Genomic DNA, 24,773 nt, shown 5'->3' with positions numbered 1-24,773 from the left:
GTGGCATTTCTTTCAACTACACAGACACGGAGCATATCGTGAACACCGACAACTCAAAGAACAAAGGCCAACTGTTGCAAGACCCATTTTTGAACATCCTGCGCCGCGAGCATGTGCCCGTGTCCATTTACTTGGTCAACGGCATCAAGCTCCAAGGCCAAATCGAATCGTTTGACCAATACGTCGTGTTGCTGCGCAACACTGTCACGCAAATGGTCTACAAACACGCCATCTCGACCATCGTGCCGGGCCGCGCTGTCAACTTCAACCCAACGGACGGCACTGGCAATTCGCCAGAAGTCTGAGCTTGAATGCTCTGCAAAAAGGGCTGTTTCAGCCCTTTTTTTACGCCTAACTTTGACGTTTCATTTTCTAGACTGATCGCTTGAACGACACAACTCAAAAAACCGCCGGCGTCACCATTTTGGTGGGCGTTGATTTCGGCTTGCCGCATTTCGATGGCGAGCTAGAAGAACTCGGCCTATTGGCTGAGACCGCAGGCTTGAAGCCCGTGGCGCGCATCACCTGCAAACGCAAAGCGCCAGACGCTGCGCTGTTTGTGGGTAGTGGCAAGGCCGACGAAATCAAAGAGTTGGCTCTGATGTACGGGGCGACTGAGATTTTGTTTGACCAGTCACTCAGCCCCGCGCAGCAGCGCAATTTGGAGCGCCACATGGGCATGGCTGTGAACGACCGCACCTTGTTGATTCTTGAAATCTTTGCACAACGCGCACGCAGCCACGAAGGTAAGTTGCAGGTGGAGTTGGCCAAGCTGCAATACCTCAGCACACGCTTGGTGCGTCGTTGGTCACACTTGGAACGTCAAAGCGGCGGTATCGGTATGCGCGGCGGCCCAGGCGAGACTCAGATTGAGCTGGATCGCCGGATGATCAACGATTCCATCAAGCGCACCAAAGAACGCTTGGACAAGGTCAAAAAGCAACGCAGCACCCAGCGCCGACAGCGTAACCGCCGCGATGCCTTCACCATCTCGCTGGTGGGTTACACCAACGCAGGCAAATCAACCTTGTTCAATGCCTTGGTCAAAGCTCGCGCGTATGCGGCCGACCAGTTGTTCGCCACGCTGGATACCACCACGCGTCAGCTGTATTTGGGTAACGCCGATGGCACGGGCCGTTCGGTGTCGCTGTCAGACACGGTGGGGTTCATTCGCGATTTGCCGCACGGCTTGATTGACGCGTTTCAGGCCACCTTGCAAGAGGCGGCCGATGCCACGCTGTTGATGCATGTGGTGGATGCCTCGAACACCAACTACCCTGAGCAAATGGTCGAAGTGCAAAAGGTGTTGGCCGAGATTGGTGCGGCAGATGTGCCGCAGGTGTTGGTGTTTAACAAGCTCGATGCCATGAGTCCTGAAACTCGTCCTTTGCAGCTGCATGACCACTACACTTTGGACGGCCTGAACGTGCCGCGCTTTTTTGTCAGCGCTCAAACAGGCGAGGGCGTGGCCGCTTTGCGTGAGTTTTTGGCACACGAAGCGCTGTCTGGCATGCCCGAAGACCATGCAAATTCGCAGGAATTGGAATGAGGCCTGAATCCTTAGGCACAATCAAAGACTTCAGATATACAACAACCATGCGCATGAACTCCAACACCCACACGGTCAGCCCCAAATCTTGGCGTGCGCGACTGCTCGGCATGTTCAACCTCAACGATGGCCGCTGGGGCCGTGACAAAGATGGCAACCCCACTTTTGATCCCAATGGCGCTCACCCCGTTCCGCCTTCCAGCGAAGACAAAAAGCCGCAAGAAGAAACCAAGCGTCCCACCCCTGGTTCAGGTGCGGGTGGCCCGCCTGACTTAGATGAGTTGTGGCGCGATTTCAATGCCAAGCTCTCAGGCTTGTTTGGCAACAAAAAGGGTGGCTCTGAGCCACCAAACAACGGTGGTCCTAATGGTCCTTCAGGTCCCGACTTCAAAGTGGCGCGTTTTGGCATCGGTGTGATTGGCGCTGTGGTGTTGGCCATTTGGCTGAGCACGGGCTTTTTCATCGTGCAAGAAGGCCAGCAGGCTGTCATTACCCAGTTTGGTCGTTACCACTCCACGGTGGGTGCAGGTTTCAACTGGCGTTTGCCTTACCCGTTCCAGCGCCAAGAGTTGGTGTTTGTGACGCAAATTCGTTCGGTCGATGTGGGCCGTGACACCATCGTCAAGTCCACAGGCTTGCGCGAGTCGGCCATGTTGACCGAAGACGAAAACATTCTTGAAATCAAGTTTGCTGTGCAATACCGTTTGACCGATGCACGCGCCTATTTGTTTGAAACCAAGAACCCCACCGACACCGTGGTGCAGGCTGCCGAGACTGCGGTGCGCGAAGTGGTGGGCAAGATGAAGATGGACGCCGCTATGTCCGACGAGCGTGACCAAATTGGCCCACGTATTCGCACCATCATGCAAGCCATTCTTGACCAATACAAAGTGGGCGTCGAAGTGGTGGGCATCAACTTGCAACAAGGCGGCGTGCGGCCCCCAGAGCAAGTGCAAGCTGCGTTTGACGATGTGCTCAAAGCCGGTCAAGAGCGTGAACGCGCCAAGAACGAAGCCGAAGCCTATGCCAACGATGTGGTGCCACGCGCCGTGGGTGCAGCATCACGGTTGAAGCAAGAAGCCGATGGCTACAAGGCCCGCATCGTGGCGCAAGCCGAGGGTGATGCCCAACGCTTCAAGTCTTTGGTGGGCGAGTACCAAAAGGCTCCGCAAGTCATGCGTGACCGCTTGTATATCGACGCCATGCAGCAGATTTACAGCAACACCACCAAGGTGTTGGTTGACACCAAACAAGGATCTAACCTGCTGTATTTGCCGCTGGACAAAATCATCCAACAAGCAGGTCAAGCCAATGTCACCGCGCCTGTCGCCGCTGACGCTGCGCAAAACAACGCCGCCAACAACTCAAGCGCGCCTGCGGCAGATGTTCGCAATCGCGATGGCCGCGCGCGCGACCGTGATGGCCGTTGATAGGGGATAAGAGCATGCAACAAAACAAAATTGGTTTTTATATTTCCTCTGGCTTCGTCGCCTTGGCGCTGCTCAGTTCGACGCTGTTTGTGGTCGACCAACGCCAGTTTGGCGTGGTGTATTCGTTTGGGCAAATTAAGAACGTCATCACAGAGCCTGGCCTCAACATCAAGCTGCCGCCTCCGTTCCAAAACGTGAGCTACATCGACAAACGCTTACTCACGCTTGATAACGCGGACACCGAGCCCATGCTTACCGCTGAAAAGCAACGCGTGGTGATTGACTGGTATGCCCGTTGGCGCATCACCGACCCATCGCAGTACATCCGTAACGTCGGTTTGGATGAGAATGCCGGCGCGGTGCAACTCGCCCGTGTTGTGCGCAATGCCTTCCAAGAAGAAATCAACAAGCGCACAGTGAAAGAGCTGCTCTCACTGAAACGCGAAGAGTTGCTCAGCGACGTCAAGCGTGAAGTACTTGCCGCTGTCAAAGGTGCCAAGCCTTGGGGCGTGGACGTGATCGATGTGCGCATCACGCGCGCTGACTATGTGGATGCCATCACCGAATCGGTGTACCGCCGCATGGAAGCCGAGCGCAAGCGCGTTGCCAACGAGCTGCGTTCCACGGGCGCTGCCGAAGGTGAAAAAATCCGCGCCGATGCGGATCGACAACGCGAAGTGACCGTGGCCAATGCCTACCGTGAAGCGCAAAAAATCAAAGGCGAGGGCGATGCAGAAGCCGCACGTTTGTATGCCGACTCGTTCGGCCGTGACGCCAACTTTGCCCAGTTCTACCGCAGCCTAGAAGCGTACAAAACCACGTTCAGCAAAAAGAGCGATGTGATGGTGGTTGATCCATCGAGCGACTTCTTTAAGGCCTTGCGTGGCAGCGGTGGCGCCAGCGCCCCAGCGGCTAAGAAGTAAAAGGCCTCTTGTATGAGCTTTGACAGCGATACGCTGTGGGTTGCGTTCGGGCTGATGCTTATTTTTGAAGGCATCTTCCCGTTCATCTCACCTCAAGGTTGGCGCGACAAAATGGCACAACTCATGGTGCTGCACGATGGTCAAATTCGCTTTTTCGGCTTGGTCTGCATCTTGGTAGGTCTTTTGATGCTCTGGTGGCTGGGTTAAGGTCGATAAGCCCTGTAAAATCTCGGTTTTAACAGCCTCCCTTAATTACATGTCTGCTTGGGTTCTGCCGGATCACATCGCCGATGTTCTGCCTTCTGAGGCCCGGCACATCGAAGAGCTTCGTCGTTTGTACCTCGACACAGCCAGAGGCTATGGTTACGAGCTGGTCATGCCGCCTCTGCTCGAATACCTCGAATCATTGCTGTCCGGTACCGGCCGCGCACTCGATTTACAAACCTTCAAACTGGTCGACCAACTCTCAGGTCGCACCTTGGGTCTGCGCGCTGACACCACGCCGCAAGTGGCCCGCATTGATGCCCATTTGCTCAACCGTGCTGGCGTGACGCGCCTGTGCTACTGCGGTCCCGTGCTGCACACACGCCCAGACCGTCCGTTTGCCACCCGCGAGCCTTTGCAGTTTGGCGCCGAAATTTATGGTCATGCAGGTATTGAGGCTGACCTCGAAGTGCTGCACTTGGCTTTAGACAGCCTCAAGGCTGTGTCTATCAGCGAATTCACCGTTGACCTGAGCGATGCGCGCATCGTGCCTGCTTTGCTGTCTGGTGTGACTTTGAGCGCCCAAGATCGCGATGCCTTGCACAGCGCCTTGGCCGCGAAAGACACCTCGGGCGTAGCAGCATTGACGAAAGATTTACCTGTCAACGTGGGTGCCGCTTTGGTGGCTTTGGTTGGCATGTATGGCGATGCGTCTGTGTTGGCCCAAGCCGAAAAAGCGTTTGCTGCATGGCCTGTGGTCATGCAAGCGCTGGCTGAGTTGCGTCAAATTGCCGCTGACTTGAGCGGCGTTGCAATTACTTTTGACTTGGCCGACCTGCGCGGCTACGCCTACTACAGTGGTGTGCGTTTTGCCATCTATGTCAAGGGTGCTAGTGACGCCTTGGTGCGTGGTGGCCGTTACGACGAAGTGGGCGCCGTGTTTGGCCGTAAACGTCCAGCCGTCGGGTTCAGTTTGGACCTGAAGGAGTTGGTCAGCGTGGTACCCGAGCGTGCCCTCAAAGCAGCTATTCGTGCACCTTGGGGAACCGCCCAAGGTTTGCGCGAAGCCATTGCCACCTTGCGTGCCAATGGCGAAACCGTGGTCTGCGTGTTGCCAGGCCACGAGAGTGAAGTCGATGAATTTGATTGCGATCGTGAACTGATCGAAGTCGCCGGTCAGTGGGCAGTGCAAGCTGTACCTGCCGGTCAAGCCCTTTAATTTTTTAAGTAATCGAGTGGATATGAGCACTACCCAAGGACAAACTGTGGCTGCAACCAAAGGCCGAAACGTCGTGGTCGTCGGCACCCAATGGGGTGACGAAGGTAAAGGCAAGTTGGTCGATTGGCTGACCGAAACAGCCACTGGCGTGGTTCGCTTTCAAGGTGGCCACAATGCAGGCCACACCTTGGTGATCAATGGTGTGAAGACTGCTTTGCATTTGATCCCTAGCGGCATCATGCGCCCCGGCGTGAAGTGCTACATCGGCAATGGTGTGGTGTTGTCTGCGCCTAAGCTGCTCGAAGAAATCGCGGGCTTGGAGAAGGCCGGCGTTGAAGTACGTTCGCGCTTGCGCATCAGCGAAGCATGTCCACTCATCTTGCCTTACCACGCTGCCATTGACGTGGCCCGCGAAGCCGCCAAAGAAAAGGCTGGCACTGCCAAGATCGGCACCACAGGCCGCGGCATTGGCCCCGCCTACGAAGACAAAATTGCGCGCCGCGCACTGCGCGTGCAAGACCTGAAGCACCCCGAGCGCTTCGCCACCAAACTGCGCGAGAACCTCGAGCTGCACAACCATGTGTTGACCGACATTTTGCATGCACCCGCTGTAGACTTTGATACCGTCTACAACGAAGCCATGGCTTATGCCAAAGACATCTTGCCCATGGTGGCCGACGTGTCACGCGAGTTGAACGAAGCCCACAAAGCCGGTGCCAACCTGTTGTTTGAAGGTGCACAAGGTACCTTGCTCGATGTGGACCACGGCACTTACCCCTTCGTCACCTCTAGCAACTGTGTGGCCGGCAACGCCGCCGCAGGCGCAGGTGTTGGCCCTGGCATGTTGCATTACATCTTGGGTATCACCAAGGCCTATTGCACACGCGTGGGCGGCGGCCCATTCCCCACCGAACTCGATTGGGAAAAAGAGGGCACACCCGGTTACCACATGGCCACCATCGGCGCAGAAAAGGGCACGACCACAGGCCGTTCACGCCGCTGCGGTTGGTTTGATGCCGCATTGCTCAAGCGCAGTGCTCAAGTCAACGGTCTCACTGGCCTGTGCATCACCAAACTTGACGTGCTGGATGGCTTGACCGAATTGTTGTTGTGCATCGGCTACGAGCTGGATGGCGAGACCATCGACATCTTGCCCATGGGTGCAGACGAGATTGCACGTTGCACGCCCATCTACGAAACCATCCCCGGCTGGAGTGACACCACCGTGGGCGTGACCGACTACAACTTGCTGCCAAAGGCTGCACAGCACTACCTGAACCGCATTGCCGAAACCACAGGCGTGCCGATTCACATGGTGTCCACCAGTCCAGACCGTGACCACACGATCTTGCTGACACACCCCTACATCGCTTAATTTTTTAAAGGATCAAACCATGTTGACTGAAGACGGCAATCACCTGTACGTGTCTTACGACGAGTACCACAACCTCATCGAAAAACTCGCTATCAAGATTCACCAATCAGGCTGGGAATTCGACACCATCCTTTGCTTGGCCCGTGGCGGCATGCGCCCCGGCGATATCTTGTCGCGCATCTTTGACAAGCCTTTGGCCATCATGTCGACCAGCTCCTACCGCGCTGACGCTGGCACAGTGCAAGGTCATTTGGACATCGCACGTTTCATCACCACACCTAAAGGCGAAATCGCTGGCAAAGTGTTGTTGGTGGATGACTTGGCTGACACCGGCCATACCTTGAAGGCTGTGGTTGACCAACTCAAGAACAACTACGCACCCATTACCGAATTGCGCACCGCCGTGATTTGGACCAAAGGCGTGTCTGAATTCAAACCAGACTACTCGATGGACTACTTGGCCACCAACCCCTGGATTCATCAACCGTTTGAGCCGTATGACAGCATGCGTCCAGCGGCTTTGTTGGAGAAGTGGAAGGTTTAATCTTCTGCACATCGCTTTCAGAACTCCGCCTCGGCGGAGTTTTTCGTTTCTTGGCTGGTTAATATGGGTGCATGTCACGCAGCACCGAACTTATCCACCACGCCTACCTTCCCCCCGCTGAATTTGAAGCGCCGCAAGTCGGGGTGTTCAAAGCCTCGACGGTGATCTTCCCTAATGTGGCCGCCATGCGCACGCGTGAGTGGCTGGACAAGTCGGCTTACACCTACGGTTTGCACGGTACGCCCACCACGTTCACGCTCGAAGAACGCTTAGCTACGCTCGAGGGTGGTACACATTGCATCCTGACACCCAGCGGTTTAGCGGCAATTGCGCATGTGGATTTTGCGCTGCTCAAGACCGGAGATGAGGTGTTGATTCCCGACAACGCCTATGCCCCCAACAAGTTGTTGGCAGAGGGGGAGTTGGCGCAATTTGGCATCACCCATCAGGTGTACGACCCGTTGGATGTGAACGACTTGGCTGCACGTATCACACCCCGCACGCGTTTGGTGTGGCTAGAAGCGGCGGGCTCGGTGACGATGGAGTTTCCAGACCTTGTGGGCTTGGTCCAGCTGTGCAAAGCACGCGGTGTGCTGTGCGCGCTCGACAACACCTGGGGCGCAGGCCTCGCGTTCAACGCGTTTGACCTCACGCCAGGGCAGGGCGAGCTTGGGGTGGATCTGACCATTCATGCGCTCACCAAATACCCCAGTGGCGGTGGCGATGTGTTGATGGGCAGTATCGTCACGCGAAGCGATGAACTGGCGCGTGTGTTGAAACTCAGTCATATGCGTTTGGGAACAGGCGTGGGCGCGAATTACGCGGAGATGGTGCTGCGCTCTTTGGCTTCTCTGCCATTGCGTTACAAAGCCCAAGACATGGCATCGCGAGTGTTGGCCACATGGTGTGCTTCGCAACCCGCGTTCAGCCAAGTGCTGCATCCTGCACTCAGCGGCGCGCCCGGTCATGCGCATTGGCAGCAACTGTGTGTGACGCCGCAAGAGCCTGAGGGTTTGGCCGCAGGCATTTTCAGTGTGGTGATGGATGCGCGTTTTACCTCCACACAAGTGGACATGTTTTGCGACGCTTTGCAGCTGTTCAAAATTGGTTATAGCTGGGGTGGTCCCATGAGCTTGGTGATGCCGTACAACATGGCGTCTAGCCGCGTGCGCTCTGTGTCGCATAGGCAACCAGGGCGCGTGGTGCGTTTTTGCATTGGACTAGAAAATGTGATCGATTTAAAAAATGACATCGCGCGAGCTCTGAAAGTCGCCGACCTACAAACCTAAAATCCACAAGAGGGGAAGGCGCATGCAGCAATTGGTACCCCACGAGGCACATGACCGCATTGAGATCAACCCGATCGGATTCAGAGACCCGTTGCTTTGGCTGTGGCGGGGTCTGCGTGACATGGCCTCTCAGCCCCTGATTTCACTGTTTTACGGCATGTGCTTTTGGCTCATGGCACTCATCTTATTGGCCGTGTTCAAAAGCAATCCCGAGTACACCTTGTCTGCTGTGTCGGGCTGCTTGTTGATTGGTCCGTTCTTAGCGATGGGTCTGTATGACGTGAGCATGCACATGGAACGGGGTGAGCCCCCTAGCATGGGAAGTTCGCTGACCTGCTGGGAGTCGCACCTGAAGAGCATGGGTATGCTCATCATGGTCATGGTAGTGATGGAGCTGCTGTGGGGTCGTGCTTCTTTGGTGGTCTTTGCCGTATTTTTCAACACCGGTGGCATGCCCACCACGAGCACCGTATTAGAGGCGGTGTTTAACCCGCAAAACTGGGAATTTATTGCCGCCTATATTTGTGTGGGTGGTTTCTTTGCTGGACTTGTATTTGCCAGCATGATGGTATCTATCCCCATGATTTTGGACCGCGACACCGACGCGATCACCGCCTGTATTACCAGCATGCGTGTGTTTGTGGACCACACGGCAGTGTCCATCTTGTGGGGTGCATTGATCACCGTGTTGGTGGTGCTGGCCATGTTGCCTTCTGCGGCAGGCTTGTTGGTTGTGGGGCCTTTGTTGGGCTTTGCCAGCTGGCATGCTTACCGCGCTTCGGTGTGCGTGACACAAGCGACACAAGCGCCGCAAGTCAACGCGCTTTAAGACCTTAAGCGCCCACTTGCAGGCACAAAGCTTGTGCGACTTTGCGCAAACTGTCTGGGTGACGGTTATCTGCCACGCAGGCTGTGGCTTGGCCTGTGTGCGTGAAGTTGCGCACCATGGACGAGGCATAGGTGGGGTCGTAGTGCAACACCAGCAGCTCACGCACCACGTTGTCGATGTGGCCGGTGTGAATTTGTTCTTTCCACGCATCGACCACCGCCTTGCCACGAATGGCGACCAGTGCATCAAGACGGTGGCAAAACAGATCTTGGTCGTCGACGAAGAAGTTGTAGTCTTCCATCAGCAAGGCGACGCGTTCATCGAGGCTGAGCTGCAACTCAAAGCACGGGCTGTCACGCATGGCTCGCATGAGTGATTCAGGGACAGACAGATTGCCCACCTTGCGGCTTTCAGATTCCACAAACACAGGCCGCGCAGGGTCAAAGCTCCGCAGGGCTTGCCACACCAGTGTGTCAAATCGTTTTTGGCTCGGCTGGGGCTGGCCCGGGATGTGACCCAACACCGAGCTGCGGTGGCAGGCCAAGTCTTCAAGATCCAACACCTGCGCACCTTCGGCTGCCAGTGCATAGAGCAAACGTGTTTTGCCAGAGCCCGTAGGGCCAGAGATAACCTTGAATTGCAGCGGAGCCACACGTTTAGGAATGTCTTCCACCATGGCTGCGCGAAAGGCTTTGTAGCCGCCTTCAATCAAATTCACCTTGAAGCCAATTTGCCCCAGCACCAAAGACAGCGAGCCACTGCGCTTGCCACCACGCCAGCAATAAATGAGGGGCTGCCAGTTCTTCGGCAGTTCTAACACCTCTCGTTGAATGTGACGTGCAATATTGGCTGCCACCATGGCAGCACCGTGCTTTTGCGCTTCAAACGCGCCCACCTGTTTGTACATGGTGCCCACGAAAATGCGCTCTTCGTTGTTGAGCGAGGGCCAGTTAACGGCGTTGGGCAAGTGGTCAAGCGCGTGCTCGTCCTCGCTGCGTGCGTCGATGATGGTGCTGAAACCGCCGGGGGTGCCGAGGGGGATGGCCATGCGGCCAAGAGCGTCTTGCGCCGAGATAAAGGTAACGCTCACGGTTTATAAATTCTTTTTAATTTCAGGCCACACGTTGGCCAACATGCGCGGGTGCGCTTCTGCTTTGGGGTGAATGCGGTCAGGCTGAAACTGCGCCGTGGCATCTGGCGCATCGGCAATGCCTTTGAGGAAAAACGGAACCAAGCCCGTGCGGTGCTTTTTGGCAAGGTTGGCAAACATCACTGAAAACTTGGCGCTGTAATCTGGCCCGTAATTGGGTGGTATTTGCATGCCCACCAGCACCACGCGGGCGTTGACGGCGCGGCAGGCTTGAATCATGGCTTCCAGGTTGTTGTGTGTGCTGTCAAGGTCAAGGCCACGAAGCGCATCGTTGCCTCCCAGCTCAATCACCACCTGCACGGGCCGCACTTGGTCCAGCATGGCGGGTAGGCGAGAGCGGCCACCGGCGGTGGTGTCGCCGCTGATGCTGGCGTTGACCACGCGCACATCGGGACGTTCGGCTTGCAGTTTGTCTGCCAACAAAGCCACCCAGCCTTTGCCACGTGGAATGCCGTACTCGGCGCTGAGTGAGTCGCCCAACACCAAAATGGTTGCCGCAGGCACCGTGCCCGGCGCAGGTGCAGAGCCGGGCGGTGGCACGTTGTTTTGCGGGGGCTGTCCGCGGCGGCGGTGCGGACCCGTGGAGGTGATTTCACCTTCCATGCCTTGACCTGTCGATGTGATGATGCTTTGTTGGGCCGAAACTGTGCCGAGGCCTAATGTCCCCAGCAAGCCAGCGCCCAAGGCACCCAAGTTAAAGTCACGTCTCAACAAACCATTGCGCTTCATGAACACGCCTTCATTTGAAAAATCATCCACATCGTCTTCGCCGTTGATGGCCGTCTCGCATTTGTCCAAATCGGTGCAAGACGCCAGCGGCACACTGCACATTCTCCGCGATATCGACTTCCAGCTAGCGCCCCAGCAATCCTTGGCCATTGTGGGCGCTTCGGGCTCGGGAAAAAGCACCTTGTTGTCCATCATGGCGGGGCTCGACACGCCCACGCAGGGTACGGTGTGGCTGGGCGGCGTGGACATGTTTGCGATGGACGAAGATGCACGCGCTGCGCTGCGCGCCCGCCAAGTGGGCTTTGTGTTTCAAAGCTTCCAGCTCTTAGGCAATATGTCCGCACTAGAAAATGTCATGCTGCCATTGGAGTTGGCAGGCTTGCCCAACCCCCGTGCGGCGGCCAAAGACATGCTGGTGCGCGTGGGCTTGGGCGAGCGCTTGGGCCATTACCCCAAAGTGCTGTCGGGTGGCGAACAACAACGCGTGGCCTTGGCCCGCGCCTTTGTGGTCAAGCCTGCGCTGTTGCTGGCCGACGAGCCCACAGGCAGCCTAGACTATGCCAGTGGCGAGCGCATCATGGATTTGATGTTTGAACTCAATAAAGAACTGGGCACCACGTTGGTGTTGGTGACACATGATTTAAAGCTGGCTGCGCGATGCGACCAAGCCATCACGATTGAGGCGGGGCAGGTCAAGGGATAATGCTTGCATATGTCTTCAGCCCCTAAAGTTCTCTTCGGCTTTCACGCCGTTGGCGTGCGCGTTAAAACAGCGCCGCAATCTGTCATCGAAATCTACTTCGACCCCACACGCCGCGATGCGCGCATGCGTCAATTTGTGGACCGTGCCACCGAGGCCGGTATCCGTTTGATTGAGGCTGATGGGCCACGTTTGGCCAAACTCTCAGGCGGCCATGGCCACCAAGGTGTGGCAGCACGTGTGAGCGAAATCAAGATGGTTCACTCTTTGGACGAGTTGCTGGAAGGCATCGAGAAAATTGAATCACCTTTGATCTTGGTACTCGACGGTGTGACCGACCCGCACAACCTCGGCGCATGTTTGCGTGTGGCTGATGGTGCCGGTGCCCATGCGGTGATTGCGCCCAAAGACCATGCCGTGGGCATCAACGCCACCGTGGCCAAAGTGGCCAGCGGCGCGGCTGAGACGGTGCCGTATTTCATGGTGACCAACTTAGCGCGTACCTTGAACGAACTGAAAGAGCGCAACATTTGGATCATTGGCACCAGCGACGATGCCCCTAAAACTTTGTACCAAGTTGATCTCAAAGGGCCCACCGCATTGGTGTTGGGCGCTGAGGGTGACGGCATGCGTCAGCTCACGCGCAAGACGTGTGACGAGCTCATCAGCATTCCCATGTCTGGTGCGGTCGAGAGCTTGAACGTGTCTGTGGCCAGTGGTGTGTGCTTGTACGAAGCGCGTCGCCAGCGGACTGTTTCTTAATTTTTTCTGAGCTCGCTTCGGCAGTTAGGGATAGGCCGCTGCCTCATGCTGGGGTACCAGAAATCGTGGCGGCCAATCCCTAACCGCCGAAGACTGCTGCCTGCGTTTTTTATATCCAGCCTAGAGCGCCAAGTAGGGCGCCGAAACCTAACAGCAACAACAGGTGCGTTTGGGTCTTCCACACAATCAGTGTGGTGGCACCTGCCAAGACCCACAAGGGCCAGTCACGCGTAGGGTTTTCGTGGTTGCCAGTCAGCAACCAACCCGTCGCAATGAGCAGCGCAATCACGATGGGAGCCATGCCTGTCTTGAAGGCTTTGACGGCCAACATCTCGCGGTTGCGATGCGCCCATTGCGTGGCGACGAAGGTGAGGGTGCAGGACGGAATCATGATCCCCACCATGGTGATGAGTACGCCCCACAAGGCCAAAGCCACAGCTGGCCATCCAGCGGCCAAGCCGCCACCTGCATTGAGACCCACGTTCCACCCCATCAAGGCAATGAACATCACGTTGGGGCCAGGTGCACCTTGCGCCAGGGCAATGGAGGATGTGAACTGAGTGTCACTGAGCCAATGTGTTTCATCCACCAAGTAACGGTGAATGTCGGGCGCGGTGGTGATGGCGCCGCCTACGGCCAAGAGCGACAACGAGATGAAATGCAAAAAAAGCGAGGCCCAATCGGCCAAGGTCAAGGTGATGTTCATGCCACAGCTCGCTGCTTGATGCAATGTGCTGCCCACACACTGGCCAGAGGTCCAAGGCTCAGCAACACCCAAGCCAATGGCAAGCGCAGCAAGCCAATGGCTGCGAAGGTGAGGGCACCAATGCCAATGCAGGTGAGCATGCCCATCGGGTTGTTTTTCAAAGCGCCCATCAGCTTGATGCCGACTGCTGCAATCAGGCCGGCAGACACCGCACCCATGCCGCGCAACATGCCTTGCGCCACAGCTGTATCGGCCACACCGGCGACGGCGGCCGCTAGCAACAACACCAACACGGTGGGTGCTAATAGCAAACCACTGAGTGCCGCCAATGCACCAGCAATGCCAAAGCTACGTCCACCAATCATGAGCGCCAGGTTCACCACATTGGGCCCGGGCAAGATTTGCGCCACGGCCCAGTCTTCGATGAATCCATCGTTGGTGAGCCATTGTTTTTTATCAACCAATTCACGTTGCACGACAACCAACACACCGCCAAAGCCTTGTAAGGCCAGCAGTGTGAATGACACAAATAAATCGGTTTTGCTCTGGGGTGCGTTGCGTGCAGCGCCTTGGTGCAATGGCTTGTGTTGACTCATAGGGTTAAGCCACCTGCCACCTCAATGACCGCGCCATTGATGTAAGACGCTTCATCGCTGGCCAAGAAGGCGTACACGTTGGCAATGTCTTCGGGCTGACCTAAGCGTTTCAATGGCACACGGTCCATCATTTCATGAATGACTTTTTCGGGGATGGTCGAGAGGATAGGCGTGGCGATGAACCCAGGCGCCACCGCGTTCACGCGAATGCCTTTGGGGCCCAGTTCACGGCTCCATGTTTTCGTAAAACCAATCACGCCGAACTTGGTCGCCGCGTAGTTGGTTTGGCCAAAGTTGCCATAGATGCCAACCACTGACGAGGCATTCAAAATCACGCCACGGCCTTGCGCCACCATGGTGTCGGTCACAGCTTGTGCGCAATGAAAGACGCCGCGCAGGTTGACATCAATCACACGGTCAAACTGTTCGAGCGTCATTTTTTGTAAGCGCGCGTCTTGCGTAATGCCTGCGTTGTTGACCAGCACATCGATGCAGCCGAATTTGTCGAGTACAGCTTTGACTGTGGCATCCACCATCTCGCGTTGCGTGACATCCACCACAAACCCAAGCGCTTGTGCGCCTGTGTCATGGCACTTTTTCACAGCCTCGTCGACGGCTGCTTGCTTTACATCACACGCGATGATGATGGCACCTTCTTGCGAAAATTTGAGTGCAGTGGCTAAGCCAATGCCTTGTGCTGCGCCTGTGATAAGACAGACTTTTCCTAGTAATCGTTGAGACGGTGTGGGTGTGTTGATTTGCATATTTTTGAGTTTAATAGGCTCTTAGATCTAGTGAGTCATGGGCGCGACTTGAGCTCAAGTCATGTGCTGCCACGCACCATCAACTCGTAGCCCACATCCACACTTGGCGCTGCCACGTCTTCATCGCGCATCAAAGCCAGCAGCATTTTTGCTGCGGCTTCGCCAATGGCTGCGCGTGGCGTGCGTATGGTGGTCAGGCCAGGGCCAACCAGGTCGCTGCCTGTGAGGTCGTTAAAGCCAGCGATTGCCAACTGTTGAGGAACTTTGATTTTCAAGCGCTGCGCCGCCAACAAAGCACCTTGCGCCAAGTCGTCGTTGCAAAAAAAGATGGCGTCAATGCTGGGGTCATCCGACATGATTTGCTGAAGCATCTCACCACCCAAAGCCATCGACGAGGCTGATTTGTTGGTGTAGCTCAGCGCTTTGTCATAGAGCTTGGCGGCTTTGAGTGTTTTGCGCCAACCTTCCAAGCGCTGCATGGTGCGTGGATCAAGTTGGGCCGCCGCAAAGGCGATGCGTTGTCGGCCACGGCTTAGCAAATGTTCGGTGAGTGTGCTGGCTGCTTGCGTTTGCGAGAACCCCACGCTGTTGACCTCGGGTGACTGTGACAGCTCCATCATGTGCACGCAGGGTATGCCGCTTTTTTCAATCAAGGTGCGTGCTGCATCGCTGCGGTCTAAGCCAGTGACCAAGATGCCCGCTGGGCGGTGTTGCAATTGCTCCCGCAAGAGTTGCTCTTCTTCTTGCGTGTTGTAGTGGGTGATGCCAATCAGGGTTTGGTAGCCCGCATGCCGCAGTGTTTTCTGGATGGACTCCAATACATCCACAAAGAGGTTGTTAGACAACATGGGAATCAACACTGCCACATGGTCGCTGTGGCGTGAGGCGAGGGCGCGTGCCGCAGGGTCTGGTGTGTAGCCCAGCTTTAAGGCTGCTGCTTTGACACGGTCCGTTAAATCGCTGGCCACCGCACGTTCACCTCGCAGCGCCCGCGACACCGTGATGGGACTGACCTTGGCCAAAGCTGCCACATCTGCCAGCGTGACACGGCCTGTGGCGCGAGAACGGGTATTTTTACTTGTCATGCAATCGAGGGTTTTTGCTAGGTGTCAGGCTGCTGAATTTATTTATGATAGCGCTATCCGAGAGTGATTGGTGTGATGGTTTTCACGCAACGCTCTCTACTTTTTACCCAAATGGGATAGCGCTATCCAGAACATCCAAAATATCAAAATGAACGGACCTTTGGTGATCATGGGTGTGGCCGGTTGCGGTAAGTCAAGTTTTGCAGCTTCTTTGTCGCAGGCTTTGGGTTGGCAGTTGATTGAAGGTGATGAGTTTCATCCACCTGAAAACGTCAACAAAATGCGTGCGGGCATTGCGCTGGATGACGAAGACCGAGCAGGTTGGTTAGACGTCTTGTCAAACGAGTTGGCGCAACGCGGCCCACATGCCGTGATGACGTGCTCGGCGCTCAAAAAAGCCTATCGGGATCGTTTGCGCCACAGCGTGCCTGAACTGCGCTTTGTGCATTTGGATCTCACGCGTGAGCAATCTATCGCACGTGTCACGCAACGACCCGGCCACTACTTTCAGCCCGCGTTGGTCGATAGCCAATTTGCGGCATTAGAAAAACCGATCAATGAATCGGGTGTCATCACAGTAGATGCCACACAAAGCATAGAAACCATCCAAGCGCTAGTGTGCGCTTGGCTAAAAGCGAAGGAATGTGTATGAGTTCAAGTCAAACCACTTCACGCAGTCAGGCACTCGCGCAAGTGCTGATGGCCGCGTGTTTGGGTGTCATGGCGGTGGCCGTGTTTTTCAACGTGGTGCTGCGCTACGGATTTGGCAGCGGCATTGCGGCGAGTGAAGAGCTCTCGCGTTTGTTGTTTGTGTGGATGGTATTCATTGGTGCGACCGCAGCATATCCAGCGGGTGAGCATATGGCCTTCACCAGCTTTGTGGCAGGTTTACGCAATCACCCAAAAGCCCTCCAAGCCTTGACGATTTTGATTCGTGCCTTGGTGATCTTGAGCTGTGTCATGTTGGGTCGTGGGGCTTGGCAACAAGTGGAAGTGGGTTTGTCTAGCAACTCGGTCGTGTTGGGTTATCCCAATTGGCTGTTGCCATTGCCCGTGTTGTTGTCGTCCTTGGCTATTGGCTTGATGGCTCTCAAAGAATTGATTCAAAACAAACCGATGGACTTTGACCATGGCGTGGACGTGGAGTAACCCAACATGACACCAGAAGCACAAGCATTCATTGTTTTCTCGGCGGGCATGTTGTTGCTCATGGGCATTGGTCTGAACATGGCATTTGCCTTGGTTCTCACAGGTGCAGGCATGGCGTGGGTGCTCGACTTTTGGGACACCCAGTTGCTCGCGCAAAACTTGGTAGCGGGCGTAGACAGCTTTCCTTTGTTAGCCGTGCCTTTCTTTATCTTGGCCGGTGAGTTGATGAACTCCGGCGGCATCAGCCGTCGCATCATCGACATGGCCCAAGCTTGGGTGGGGCACATCCGTGGTGGTTTGGGTTTTGTGGCGATTGGTGCTGCAGTGCTCATGGCCAGCATGAGTGGTTCTGCATTGGCAGATACTGCGGCCTTGGCCACGATTTTGTTGCCGATGATGAAACGCCAGGGCTATCCCATGCACACCTCGGCAGGCCTAATCGCCTCGGGCGGCATCATCGCCCCCATCATTCCGCCGTCTATGCCCTTTGTGATTTATGGCGTGACCACCAACACCTCCATCTCTTCTTTGTTCTTGTCTGGCATCGTGCCCGGATTGATCATGGGTATCGGTTTGATCGTGGCGTGGAAGCTTCAACTGCGTGACATGGATTTACCTCAAGGCGAAAAATTGCCCTTGATTGAGCGTTTGGATACGACACGCAAAGCCTTTTGGGCCATGCTGATGCCACTCATCATCATTGGCGGTATGAAGACGGGCATCTTCACACCCACCGAAGCGGCAGTCGTTGCAGCGTTTTACGCTTTGATGGTCGCGTTGGTGATTCATCGTGAAATGAAACTGATTGAAATTCACGAAGTATTGGTGCGTGCCGCCAAAACCACGGCTGTGGTGATGTTCCTGTGCGCGGGCGCACAAGTGGCCAGCTACATGATCACCTTGGCAGACTTGCCTACCGTGCTCACAGGTTGGTTAGGCCCCTTGGTCGAAAGCCCACGCGTATTAATGGCAGTGATGATGGTCACGCTGGTGGTGATTGGCACCGCACTTGATTTGACGCCCACGATTTTGATTTTTGCGCCCGTGATGTTGCCCATCGCGGTGAAGGCAGGCATCGACCCTGTGTATTTCGGTTTGATGTTTGTGCTCAATGGCGCGATTGGTTTGATCACGCCGCCTGTCGGTACCGTGCTCAACGTGGTGGCGGGTGTGGGGCGTTTGTCCATGCACCAAGTCATCAAAGGGGTGAACCCATTTTTGGTGACTTACCTCATCATCCTGACTGCGTTTGTTTTGTTCCCACAAATCGTGACCGCCCCTGTGGCGTGGATGCGATAAGTTTTTAACCCAAGGAGACTTCCCATGACTTTTCTTCGTCGAACCCTGATTGCTGCAGCCACCGTGGCCGTGGCCAGTGCCTCATTTTCTGTTTTTGCGCAAGACATCAAGCCGCGCTTGATTCGTTTTGGCTACGGCTTGAATGAGCAAAGCAACCAAGGCCGTGCAGCCAAAGTGTTTGCAGAGCACGTGGAAAAAGCCTCGGGTGGCAAGATGAAAGTGCGCGCCATCGGCGCTGCCGCATTGGGCCCAGACACACAAATGCAACAAGCCTTGATCGGTGGTGCACAAGAGATGATGGTCGGCTCCACCGCCACCTTGGTGGGCATCACAAAAGAGATGGCGTTGTGGGACACACCGTTCTTGTTCAATAACGTCAAAGAAGCAGATGCTGTCTTGGACGGCCCCATCGGCCAAAAAGTGATGGACAAGCTGCAAGACAAAGGCTTGGTCGGTTTGGCTTATTGGGAAAACGGTTTCCGTAACCTGACCAACAGCAAGCGCCCTGTGACCAAGCTCGAAGACTTGAACGACGTCAAGCTGCGTGTGATGCAAAACAATGTGTACCTCGACAGCTTCAAGCTCTTGGGTGCCAATGCCGTACCCATGCCTTTCTCTGAGTTGTTCAGCGCCTTGGAAACCAAGACAGTCGACGGTCAAGAAAATCCGTACAACACCATTTTGTCCAGCAAGTTTTATGAAGTGCAAAAGTACCTGAGCGTGACCAACCACGTCTACAGCCCCTGGATCGTGACCGTGAGCAAAAAATGGTGGGATGGTTTGAGCAAGACCGAGCAAAAAATCTTGCTCGATGCTGCACGCGTGAGCCGCGACTTTGAACGCAAAGACACGCGTGATGAAGCATCCAAAGCTTTAGGTGACTTGAAAGCCAAGGGTATGCAAATCAACGAGCTGTCAGTGCCTGAAGTCAACCGCATGCGTGACAAACTCACCCATGTGAACGCTGGCATTGCCACCAACGTGGGTATGGACTTGTGGAACGACACACAAAAAGAATTGGCACGTTTGCGCGCTAAGAAGTAATCGTTCAACGCCATGAGAAAAGCCACCCGAGGGTGGCTTTTTCTTTTTGTAGCTTTGTGTTTTCTTAGCCCGTATTACGCAATCCAGCAGCAATCCCGTTGATCGAAATATGAATGCCACGTTGCGCTTTTTCATCACGGTCTTGCGGGCGTTTACCTTCGCGGTAGCGGCGAATTAACTCAACCTGCAAATGGTGCAATGGGTCGATGTAAGGGAAGCGGTGGCGCATGGAGCGTTCAAGCGCGGCGTTGTTCACCAAGCGTTGCTTGTCACCCGTGATGAGTTTTAGCGCATCGGATGTGCGGTGCCATTCGGCCTCGATCAAGCCAAAAATCTTTTTGCGCAAGCGGGTGTCGGTCACCAGCTCTGCGTAGCGAGACGCCAAGCCTAAATCGCTTTTCGACAACACCATGTCGAGGTTAGACAAGAGTGAGCGGAAGAAGGGCCATTGGCGTTGCATTTTTTGCAGCAAGGCCAGTGCGTCTTTGGGTTTGAGCGTGGGGTGTTGGTGGATGAACTGATCTACCGCTGACCCAAAGCCCAACCAACCGGGCAAGGTCAAGCGGCATTGGCCCCAGCTAAAACCCCATGGAATCGCGCGCAAGTCTTCAATGCGCGGCGATGCGTTACCACTCTTAGGACGTGCCGCAGGGCGCGAGCCAATGTTGAGCTCTGCAATTTCACGCAAGGGCGTAGAGGCAAAGAAGTATTCGGTAAAGCCCGGTGTCTCGTACACGAGGCCACGGTATGCGGTCATGCTGGCAGCAGACAACCATTGCGCGGCATCTAAGAACGCTTGCGGTGCTGGCTTGGTGGTTTGCAACAGGGTGGCTTCTAAGGTGGCCGCCACGAGGGTTTCTAAATTGCGACGGCCAATTTCGGGGTTGGCGTATTTAGAGCCAATCACTTCGCCTTGTTCAGTGAGGCGAATTTGCCCGCGCACGGTCCCTGGGGGCTGCGCCAAAATCGCTTGGTAGCTCGGGCCACCGCCACGACCCACGGTGCCGCCACGGCCATGAAACATGCGCAGGGTGATGTCGTGTTGCTTGAACAAGCCGTCAAACAACGTGACCAAGGCAATCTCGGCACGGTACAGCTCCCAGTTACTGGTGAAGATGCCACCGTCTTTGTTGCTGTCTGAGTAGCCCAGCATGATGTCTTGCTCACCGCCGCTGCGCTTGACTAAGTCGGCCACGCCCTCAATTGCGTAGAAGCCGCCCATGATGTCGGCGGCGCAGCGCAAGTCTTCGATGGTTTCAAACAAAGGTACGACGATCAAATCACACGTCGATGTTTTGCTGCCCAGCGTGCCGCGCATGAGGCCCGTCTCTTTTTGCAGCAACAACACTTCGAGCAAATCGCTCACGGTTTCAGTGTGGCTGATGATGTAGTGGCGAATCGCGTCTTTGCCATACGTCTTTAGCATTTGACATGCTGTTTCGAAAATCGCCAGTTCTTTGAGTGCGAGTTCTGAGTAGCTGGCACCTATGACACGCAGAGGGCGTGCATCGTGCAGCAACTTATTCAGTACTTCAACACGTTGTGCTTCATTGAGCTTGGCGTAATTTTTTTCTACACCCGCTGTGGCCAGAAACTCGGCCACGACCAATTCGTGTTGGTCAGAGCTTTGGCGTAAGTCCACGGTGGCGAGGTGAAAACCAAACACGTCCACCGCGCGCATGAGCGGCGTGAGACGTTGTGCCATCAAGGCGCTGCCGTGTTGTGCTTGCAAGGAGTCTGCAATGACACGTAAATCGGCCAACAGCTCTTGCGCAGACAGGTAAGCATTTTGCGGCGCGACAGCATGGCGTGCTGCGTCACCGCCTGTCAGATCTTTGAGCGTGGCGGCTAGGCGCGCATACATGCCGGTGAGGGCGCGTCGATAGGGCTCGTCTTGGCGGTGTGCGTTGTTATCGGGTGAGCGGTCGGCCAAGGCGTGCATTTCAGGCGTCACGTCGACCAACATGGCCGACATCGACAACTCGGTGCCGAGGAAGTGCAGCTCAGTCAAGTAGTGGCGCAAAGCCACATCGCATTGGCGGCGTAGGGCAAAGCGCAAAGTGTCAGCGTTGACGTTGGGGTTGCCATCGCGGTCGCCACCAATCCATTGGCCCATGCGCAAAAAGCTGTGCACGTGGGCTTGTCCCAACTCGGCTTCGAGGTCGGCGTAGAGCTTGGGGATTTCGCTCAAAAACGTGGATTCGTAATAACTCAGTGCGTTTTCAATCTCGTCAGATACCGTGAGCTTGGTGAAGCGCAGCAAGCGCGTTTGCCACAGCTGCAACACACGTGCACGCAGTTGCATCTCGTTGGCTGCCAGTTCACGTGTAGCCAAGGCATCTGGTACTTTGGCTGAGACATGCAAGGCAGAGCGAGATTTGATGTCGTCACGCAAACCCAAAAGCTGGGCTATGCCGCGCTCTGCGTCTAAGATGCTTTTGCGTTGTACTTCGGTGGGGTGCGCGGTGAGCACGGGCGATACATGGCTGTGCGCCAGTGTTTGCACAATGCTCTTGGGTGCAATGCCTGCGGCCTTGAGACGACTCAACGCAACCGTGAGGCTACCTTCTTGCGTATCACCCGCACGCTCGTGGATGGCGCGACGACGAATGTGGTGGCGGTCTTCTGCGAGGTTGGCCAAGTGGCTGAAATAAGTGAAAGCGCGAATCACGCTGACCGTTGCCTCGGCACTGAGCGAGGTCAAGAGTTTTTTCAGGGCTTTGTCGGCATTGGCGTCGGCGTCGCGGCGAAACGCAACCGAGAGTTTGCGCACTTGTTCGACCAACTCATAGGCATCACGACCTTCTTGTTCGCGAATCACGTCGCCCAAGATGCGGCCGAGCAACCGAATGTCTTCGACCAATGGACGTTCGTTTTCTTTGGCTTGCTGGGTGGCTTTCGCTGAAGTTTTGTCAGTCATGTGTTGCTCTGTTTTGTGATGTTTGAATTTGGTACTTGCGTTGGATTGCTGTGCTCGCTTGGCTACAGGGGAATGCGCAGGTTCCTCATGCTTAAGTACCAGAAATAGTCAGCTTCGTCACCGTAGCCGGAGAAAAAACAAACCCTGCATCACGATTTCAGGCGTGCCGCTTCAGCAGCTTCGATGTCCTTGGCCATTTTTTTGCCCAGCTCCACGCCCCATTGGTCATACGCGTGAATGCCCCAGATGGCCGCTTGGCAGAAGACCTTGTGTTCGTACAGCGCCATGAGCGCACCCATGCTGCGTGGTGTGAGCGCATCCACCCAGATGGTGGTGCTGGGCACGTTGCCGGGGTAGCTGCGGTGCGGGGCTAGGCGTTGCACTTCGGCTTCGTCTAGGCCGCTGTTACGCAGTTCATGCATGGTTTCTTCAAGGCTGCGGCCAATGGCCAAGGCTTGCGCTTGCGCTTGCATGTTGAGCAAAACCACGCGGTGGTGTTCAGCGGCAAACGGCAAGGGGCTGCGCTCGGTGCGCAAGCCAATGAAGTCCATCGGCACCAAGTGCTTGCCTTGGTGGATGAGCTGAAAGTAAGCGTGCTGGCCGTCAATGCCTAAGCCGCCCCACAACACAGGTGCTGTGGCCACTTCAACAGGGCTGCCATCGACGTGCGTGCCTTTGCCGTTGGACTCCATGTCCATCTGTTGCAAGAACGAAGCGAACTTGCCCAAGGGCGAAGCGTAGGGCGCAATGTTGTGCGTGGTCGCACCCAAGAAGTTGCGGTTCCACACGCCAAACAAGGCCATGAGCAAAGGCAGGTTTTGGTCAGATGGTGCCGTCATGAAATGCTCGTCCATGGCGCGTGCGCCCAAGAGCATGTCTTGGAAAGCAAACGCACCGATGGAGATGGCCAAAGGCAAACCAATGGCTGACCACACCGAGTAACGACCCCCAACCCAATCCCAAAAACCAAATGTGTGTTCGGGGGTGAAGCCTTGGGCCGCTGAGATTTGTGGGTTCGCCGTCACGGCAATCAGGTGCTTGCCCAGTTGATCTTCGGGGCAGCCACCGTCGGTCAACCAGCGCTTGGCTGAGGCAGCCAAGGTCATGGTTTCTTGTGTGGTGAAGGTTTTGCTTTGCACCACAAATGCGGTGCGTGCAGGGTTGAGGTGGGCCAGTGTGGTGTAGAGGCTCCAAGCGTCTACGTTGGACACATAGTGCACACGCACTTTGTTTTTGAAGCTGTCGCGCGTCAAGTGGCTAAGCGCTTCGGTGGTCATGCGTGGCCCAAGGTCAGAGCCGCCGATGCCGAGGTTGACCACATCGGTGATGGACTCGCCGCCATGGCCTTTCATGTGGCCTTCGCGCACTTTTTCGGCAAAGGTACACACGCGGTGCAACTCATGCGCCACTTGCTTTGAAATCTCATGGCCCCACGGTGGGTTAGGCACGTGGCTGCCACGCAAGGCCACGTGCAAAACAGCACGTTGCTCGGTGGCGTTGATGGGGTCGCCTTTGAACATGGCTTGCGCTTGCGGCATGACGTGAGATTCATCGGCCAATGCCAAAAGCTGTTGCATGACCTCGCGCGTGACGCGTTGACGTTCGTAGTCGATGCTGATGCCCGCGCCACTGGCGTGCAAGGCCGCGTTACGTTCGGTGCTTTTCAGCAACTCACGCAGGTGGGGTTGTGGACCTTGAGCCAAGGCTTGCAGGGCTTGCCACGCTTGGCGTTTGTGTGGGGGGACGAATGAAGTCATGTTTGGATTTTCGTCAAATTTATTGGGTTTCTCGACTCAAGCGAGTGAAACTTTTGAAACGGGTTTGAATTAATTGGTACTGGGCATCGGATTGGCATTTGCAGCCGCAATGGCTTCTCGTGCCAAGCGGGTGATCTCGGCCCAATCGCCACGCTCGACGGCGTCGACGGGCGTGAGCCATGAGCCACCCACCATCGCCACGTTGGGCTGCTTCAAGAACTCGCCCATGTTGGCCAATGACACACCGCCGGTAGGGCAAAAGCGCATATCGCCCAAGGGGCCACCGAGTGCTTTGAGCATGGCCAAACCACCGGCTTGCGCAGCGGGGAAGAGTTTGACCAAACCAAAACCGTAGTCACGTGCGGCCATCACTTCACCGGGTGTCATCACGCCAGGCATGAAAGGCAGCTTGCATTGAATAGCGGCTTGAACGAGGGCATCGGTCATGCCAGGTGAGAGCGCAAAGCTTGCACCTGCAGCTTGCACGCGGGCCATTTCTTCGGCGCGCGTGACGGTGCCTGCGCCCACATGCATTTGCGGCACATGCTTGGCCACTTGCTCAATGGCGGGCAAACCTGCGGCGTGGCGCAAGGTGATTTCCATCACATCCACACCACCTTCGAGCAATGCGTGCGCCATCGGCACCGCTTGGTCTGGGTGGGTGATGACGATGACGGGCACCACACGTGAGGTGAACGCAGGTCGGGTGAAAGCCGGGTTGAGTTGTGTCATAACAAATGTGCAAATGTG

At 55.8% G+C, this 24,773-nt stretch carries 25 protein-coding genes; 16 read left to right on the top strand and 9 right to left on the bottom strand.

Features of this window, described 5'->3' with window-relative positions; translation table 11 throughout:
- The first annotated feature begins 38 nt into the window (after positions 1 to 38).
- The 10 genes from hfq (at position 39) to RMR24_RS01440 (ending at position 9,362) form a co-directional block, all read left to right on the top strand.
- On the top strand, positions 39 to 305 hold the full coding sequence (hfq, locus tag RMR24_RS01485) for an RNA chaperone Hfq (RefSeq protein ID WP_310613316.1): 267 nt from the start codon (positions 39 to 41) through the stop codon (positions 303 to 305).
- Positions 306 to 385: 80 nt separating this feature from the next.
- A complete protein-coding gene (gene hflX / locus RMR24_RS01480; RefSeq protein WP_310613315.1) occupies positions 386 to 1,549 on the top strand; it encodes a GTPase HflX in 1,164 nt (387 codons plus the stop codon).
- Between the two features lie 53 nt (positions 1,550 to 1,602).
- Positions 1,603 to 2,979: an FtsH protease activity modulator HflK gene (gene hflK / locus RMR24_RS01475; protein WP_310613394.1), complete on the top strand. Its 1,377-nt coding sequence runs from the start codon at positions 1,603 to 1,605 to the stop codon at positions 2,977 to 2,979.
- 14 nt (positions 2,980 to 2,993) lie between these two features.
- Positions 2,994 to 3,902 (top strand): protease modulator HflC, encoded by a 909-nt coding sequence (gene hflC / locus RMR24_RS01470; protein WP_310613314.1) that lies wholly within the window; start codon positions 2,994 to 2,996, stop codon positions 3,900 to 3,902.
- A 12-nt stretch (positions 3,903 to 3,914) separates the two neighbouring features.
- On the top strand, positions 3,915 to 4,109 hold the full coding sequence (locus RMR24_RS01465) for a DUF2065 domain-containing protein (protein WP_310613313.1): 195 nt from the start codon (positions 3,915 to 3,917) through the stop codon (positions 4,107 to 4,109).
- A 49-nt stretch (positions 4,110 to 4,158) separates the two neighbouring features.
- Entirely contained in the window at positions 4,159 to 5,325 is a 1,167-nt protein-coding gene (locus tag RMR24_RS01460; RefSeq protein WP_310613312.1) for an ATP phosphoribosyltransferase regulatory subunit, read from the top strand.
- A 22-nt stretch (positions 5,326 to 5,347) separates the two neighbouring features.
- Positions 5,348 to 6,700, top strand: a complete 1,353-nt coding sequence (locus RMR24_RS01455) for an adenylosuccinate synthase (RefSeq protein WP_310613311.1) — start codon at positions 5,348 to 5,350, stop codon at positions 6,698 to 6,700.
- Between the two features lie 19 nt (positions 6,701 to 6,719).
- Positions 6,720 to 7,244 (top strand): phosphoribosyltransferase, encoded by a 525-nt coding sequence (locus RMR24_RS01450; RefSeq protein WP_310613310.1) that lies wholly within the window; start codon positions 6,720 to 6,722, stop codon positions 7,242 to 7,244.
- 71 nt (positions 7,245 to 7,315) lie between these two features.
- A complete protein-coding gene (locus tag RMR24_RS01445; protein WP_310613309.1) occupies positions 7,316 to 8,533 on the top strand; it encodes a PLP-dependent transferase in 1,218 nt (405 codons plus the stop codon).
- Positions 8,534 to 8,555: 22 nt separating this feature from the next.
- Positions 8,556 to 9,362: a DUF2189 domain-containing protein gene (locus tag RMR24_RS01440; RefSeq protein WP_310613308.1), complete on the top strand. Its 807-nt coding sequence runs from the start codon at positions 8,556 to 8,558 to the stop codon at positions 9,360 to 9,362.
- A gap of 4 nt (positions 9,363 to 9,366) precedes the next feature.
- Here the strand turns inward: RMR24_RS01440 and mnmH are convergent, their stop codons facing one another.
- A complete protein-coding gene (gene mnmH / locus RMR24_RS01435) occupies positions 9,367 to 10,452 on the bottom strand; it encodes a tRNA 2-selenouridine(34) synthase MnmH (protein WP_310613307.1) in 1,086 nt (361 codons plus the stop codon).
- Between the two features lie 3 nt (positions 10,453 to 10,455).
- Positions 10,456 to 11,115, bottom strand: a complete 660-nt coding sequence (locus RMR24_RS01430; RefSeq protein WP_405023295.1) for an arylesterase — start codon at positions 11,113 to 11,115, stop codon at positions 10,456 to 10,458.
- A 124-nt stretch (positions 11,116 to 11,239) separates the two neighbouring features.
- Between RMR24_RS01430 and RMR24_RS01425 the strand changes: the two genes are divergently transcribed.
- Positions 11,240 to 11,944, top strand: coding sequence for an ABC transporter ATP-binding protein (locus tag RMR24_RS01425; RefSeq protein ID WP_310613306.1), 705 nt, complete (start codon positions 11,240 to 11,242; stop codon positions 11,942 to 11,944).
- Between the two features lie 9 nt (positions 11,945 to 11,953).
- Positions 11,954 to 12,703 (top strand): 23S rRNA (guanosine(2251)-2'-O)-methyltransferase RlmB, encoded by a 750-nt coding sequence (gene rlmB, locus RMR24_RS01420; RefSeq protein ID WP_310613305.1) that lies wholly within the window; start codon positions 11,954 to 11,956, stop codon positions 12,701 to 12,703.
- Between the two features lie 109 nt (positions 12,704 to 12,812).
- Here rlmB and RMR24_RS01415 read toward each other — a convergent pair whose 3' ends face one another.
- Genes RMR24_RS01415 through RMR24_RS01400 form a run of 4 tightly spaced genes read right to left on the bottom strand, consistent with a single transcriptional unit; the run spans position 12,813 to position 15,854 of the window.
- The gene (locus tag RMR24_RS01415; RefSeq protein ID WP_310613304.1) at positions 12,813 to 13,409 is read right to left on the bottom strand and encodes a chromate transporter; all 597 of its coding nucleotides are present in this window, start codon (positions 13,407 to 13,409) and stop codon (positions 12,813 to 12,815) included.
- Positions 13,406 to 14,005, bottom strand: coding sequence for a chromate transporter (locus RMR24_RS01410; RefSeq protein ID WP_310613303.1), 600 nt, complete (start codon positions 14,003 to 14,005; stop codon positions 13,406 to 13,408). The genes RMR24_RS01415 and RMR24_RS01410 overlap by 4 nt, the downstream gene beginning before the upstream one ends.
- The gene (fabG, locus tag RMR24_RS01405) at positions 14,002 to 14,769 is read right to left on the bottom strand and encodes a 3-oxoacyl-ACP reductase FabG (RefSeq protein WP_310613302.1); all 768 of its coding nucleotides are present in this window, start codon (positions 14,767 to 14,769) and stop codon (positions 14,002 to 14,004) included. The genes RMR24_RS01410 and fabG overlap by 4 nt, the downstream gene beginning before the upstream one ends.
- Before the next feature lie 59 nt (positions 14,770 to 14,828).
- Entirely contained in the window at positions 14,829 to 15,854 is a 1,026-nt protein-coding gene (locus RMR24_RS01400) for a LacI family DNA-binding transcriptional regulator (RefSeq protein WP_310613301.1), read from the bottom strand.
- Positions 15,855 to 16,002: 148 nt separating this feature from the next.
- Between RMR24_RS01400 and RMR24_RS01395 the strand changes: the two genes are divergently transcribed.
- The 4 genes from RMR24_RS01395 to RMR24_RS01380 are packed head-to-tail and all read left to right on the top strand — an operon-like array spanning position 16,003 to position 19,346.
- Positions 16,003 to 16,506 (top strand): gluconokinase, encoded by a 504-nt coding sequence (locus RMR24_RS01395; protein ID WP_310613300.1) that lies wholly within the window; start codon positions 16,003 to 16,005, stop codon positions 16,504 to 16,506.
- Positions 16,503 to 17,003: a TRAP transporter small permease subunit gene (locus tag RMR24_RS01390; RefSeq protein ID WP_310613299.1), complete on the top strand. Its 501-nt coding sequence runs from the start codon at positions 16,503 to 16,505 to the stop codon at positions 17,001 to 17,003. Before RMR24_RS01395 ends, RMR24_RS01390 begins: the two co-directional genes overlap by 4 nt.
- A 6-nt stretch (positions 17,004 to 17,009) precedes the next feature.
- The gene (locus tag RMR24_RS01385) at positions 17,010 to 18,302 is read left to right on the top strand and encodes a TRAP transporter large permease subunit (RefSeq protein WP_310613298.1); all 1,293 of its coding nucleotides are present in this window, start codon (positions 17,010 to 17,012) and stop codon (positions 18,300 to 18,302) included.
- Between the two features lie 24 nt (positions 18,303 to 18,326).
- Positions 18,327 to 19,346, top strand: coding sequence for a TRAP transporter substrate-binding protein (locus RMR24_RS01380; protein ID WP_310613297.1), 1,020 nt, complete (start codon positions 18,327 to 18,329; stop codon positions 19,344 to 19,346).
- 64 nt (positions 19,347 to 19,410) lie between these two features.
- Here RMR24_RS01380 and ppc read toward each other — a convergent pair whose 3' ends face one another.
- The 3 genes from ppc to eda all read right to left on the bottom strand — a co-directional run bounded on the left by ppc (position 19,411) and on the right by eda (position 24,755).
- Positions 19,411 to 22,266: a phosphoenolpyruvate carboxylase gene (ppc, locus tag RMR24_RS01375; protein ID WP_310613296.1), complete on the bottom strand. Its 2,856-nt coding sequence runs from the start codon at positions 22,264 to 22,266 to the stop codon at positions 19,411 to 19,413.
- 149 nt (positions 22,267 to 22,415) lie between these two features.
- Positions 22,416 to 24,023 (bottom strand): glucose-6-phosphate isomerase, encoded by a 1,608-nt coding sequence (pgi, locus tag RMR24_RS01370; protein ID WP_310613295.1) that lies wholly within the window; start codon positions 24,021 to 24,023, stop codon positions 22,416 to 22,418.
- Positions 24,024 to 24,092: 69 nt separating this feature from the next.
- Positions 24,093 to 24,755 carry a bifunctional 4-hydroxy-2-oxoglutarate aldolase/2-dehydro-3-deoxy-phosphogluconate aldolase gene (eda, locus tag RMR24_RS01365; RefSeq protein WP_310613294.1) on the bottom strand — a complete coding sequence of 221 codons (663 nt, stop codon included), beginning with the start codon at positions 24,753 to 24,755 and terminating at the stop codon, positions 24,093 to 24,095.
- Between the last annotated feature and the right edge of the window lie 18 nt (positions 24,756 to 24,773).

Source organism: Limnohabitans sp. (assembly GCF_031539105.1).
Lineage (GTDB): Bacteria > Pseudomonadota > Gammaproteobacteria > Burkholderiales > Burkholderiaceae_C > Limnohabitans.
This window is presented reverse-complemented; position numbering and strand designations above follow the sequence as displayed.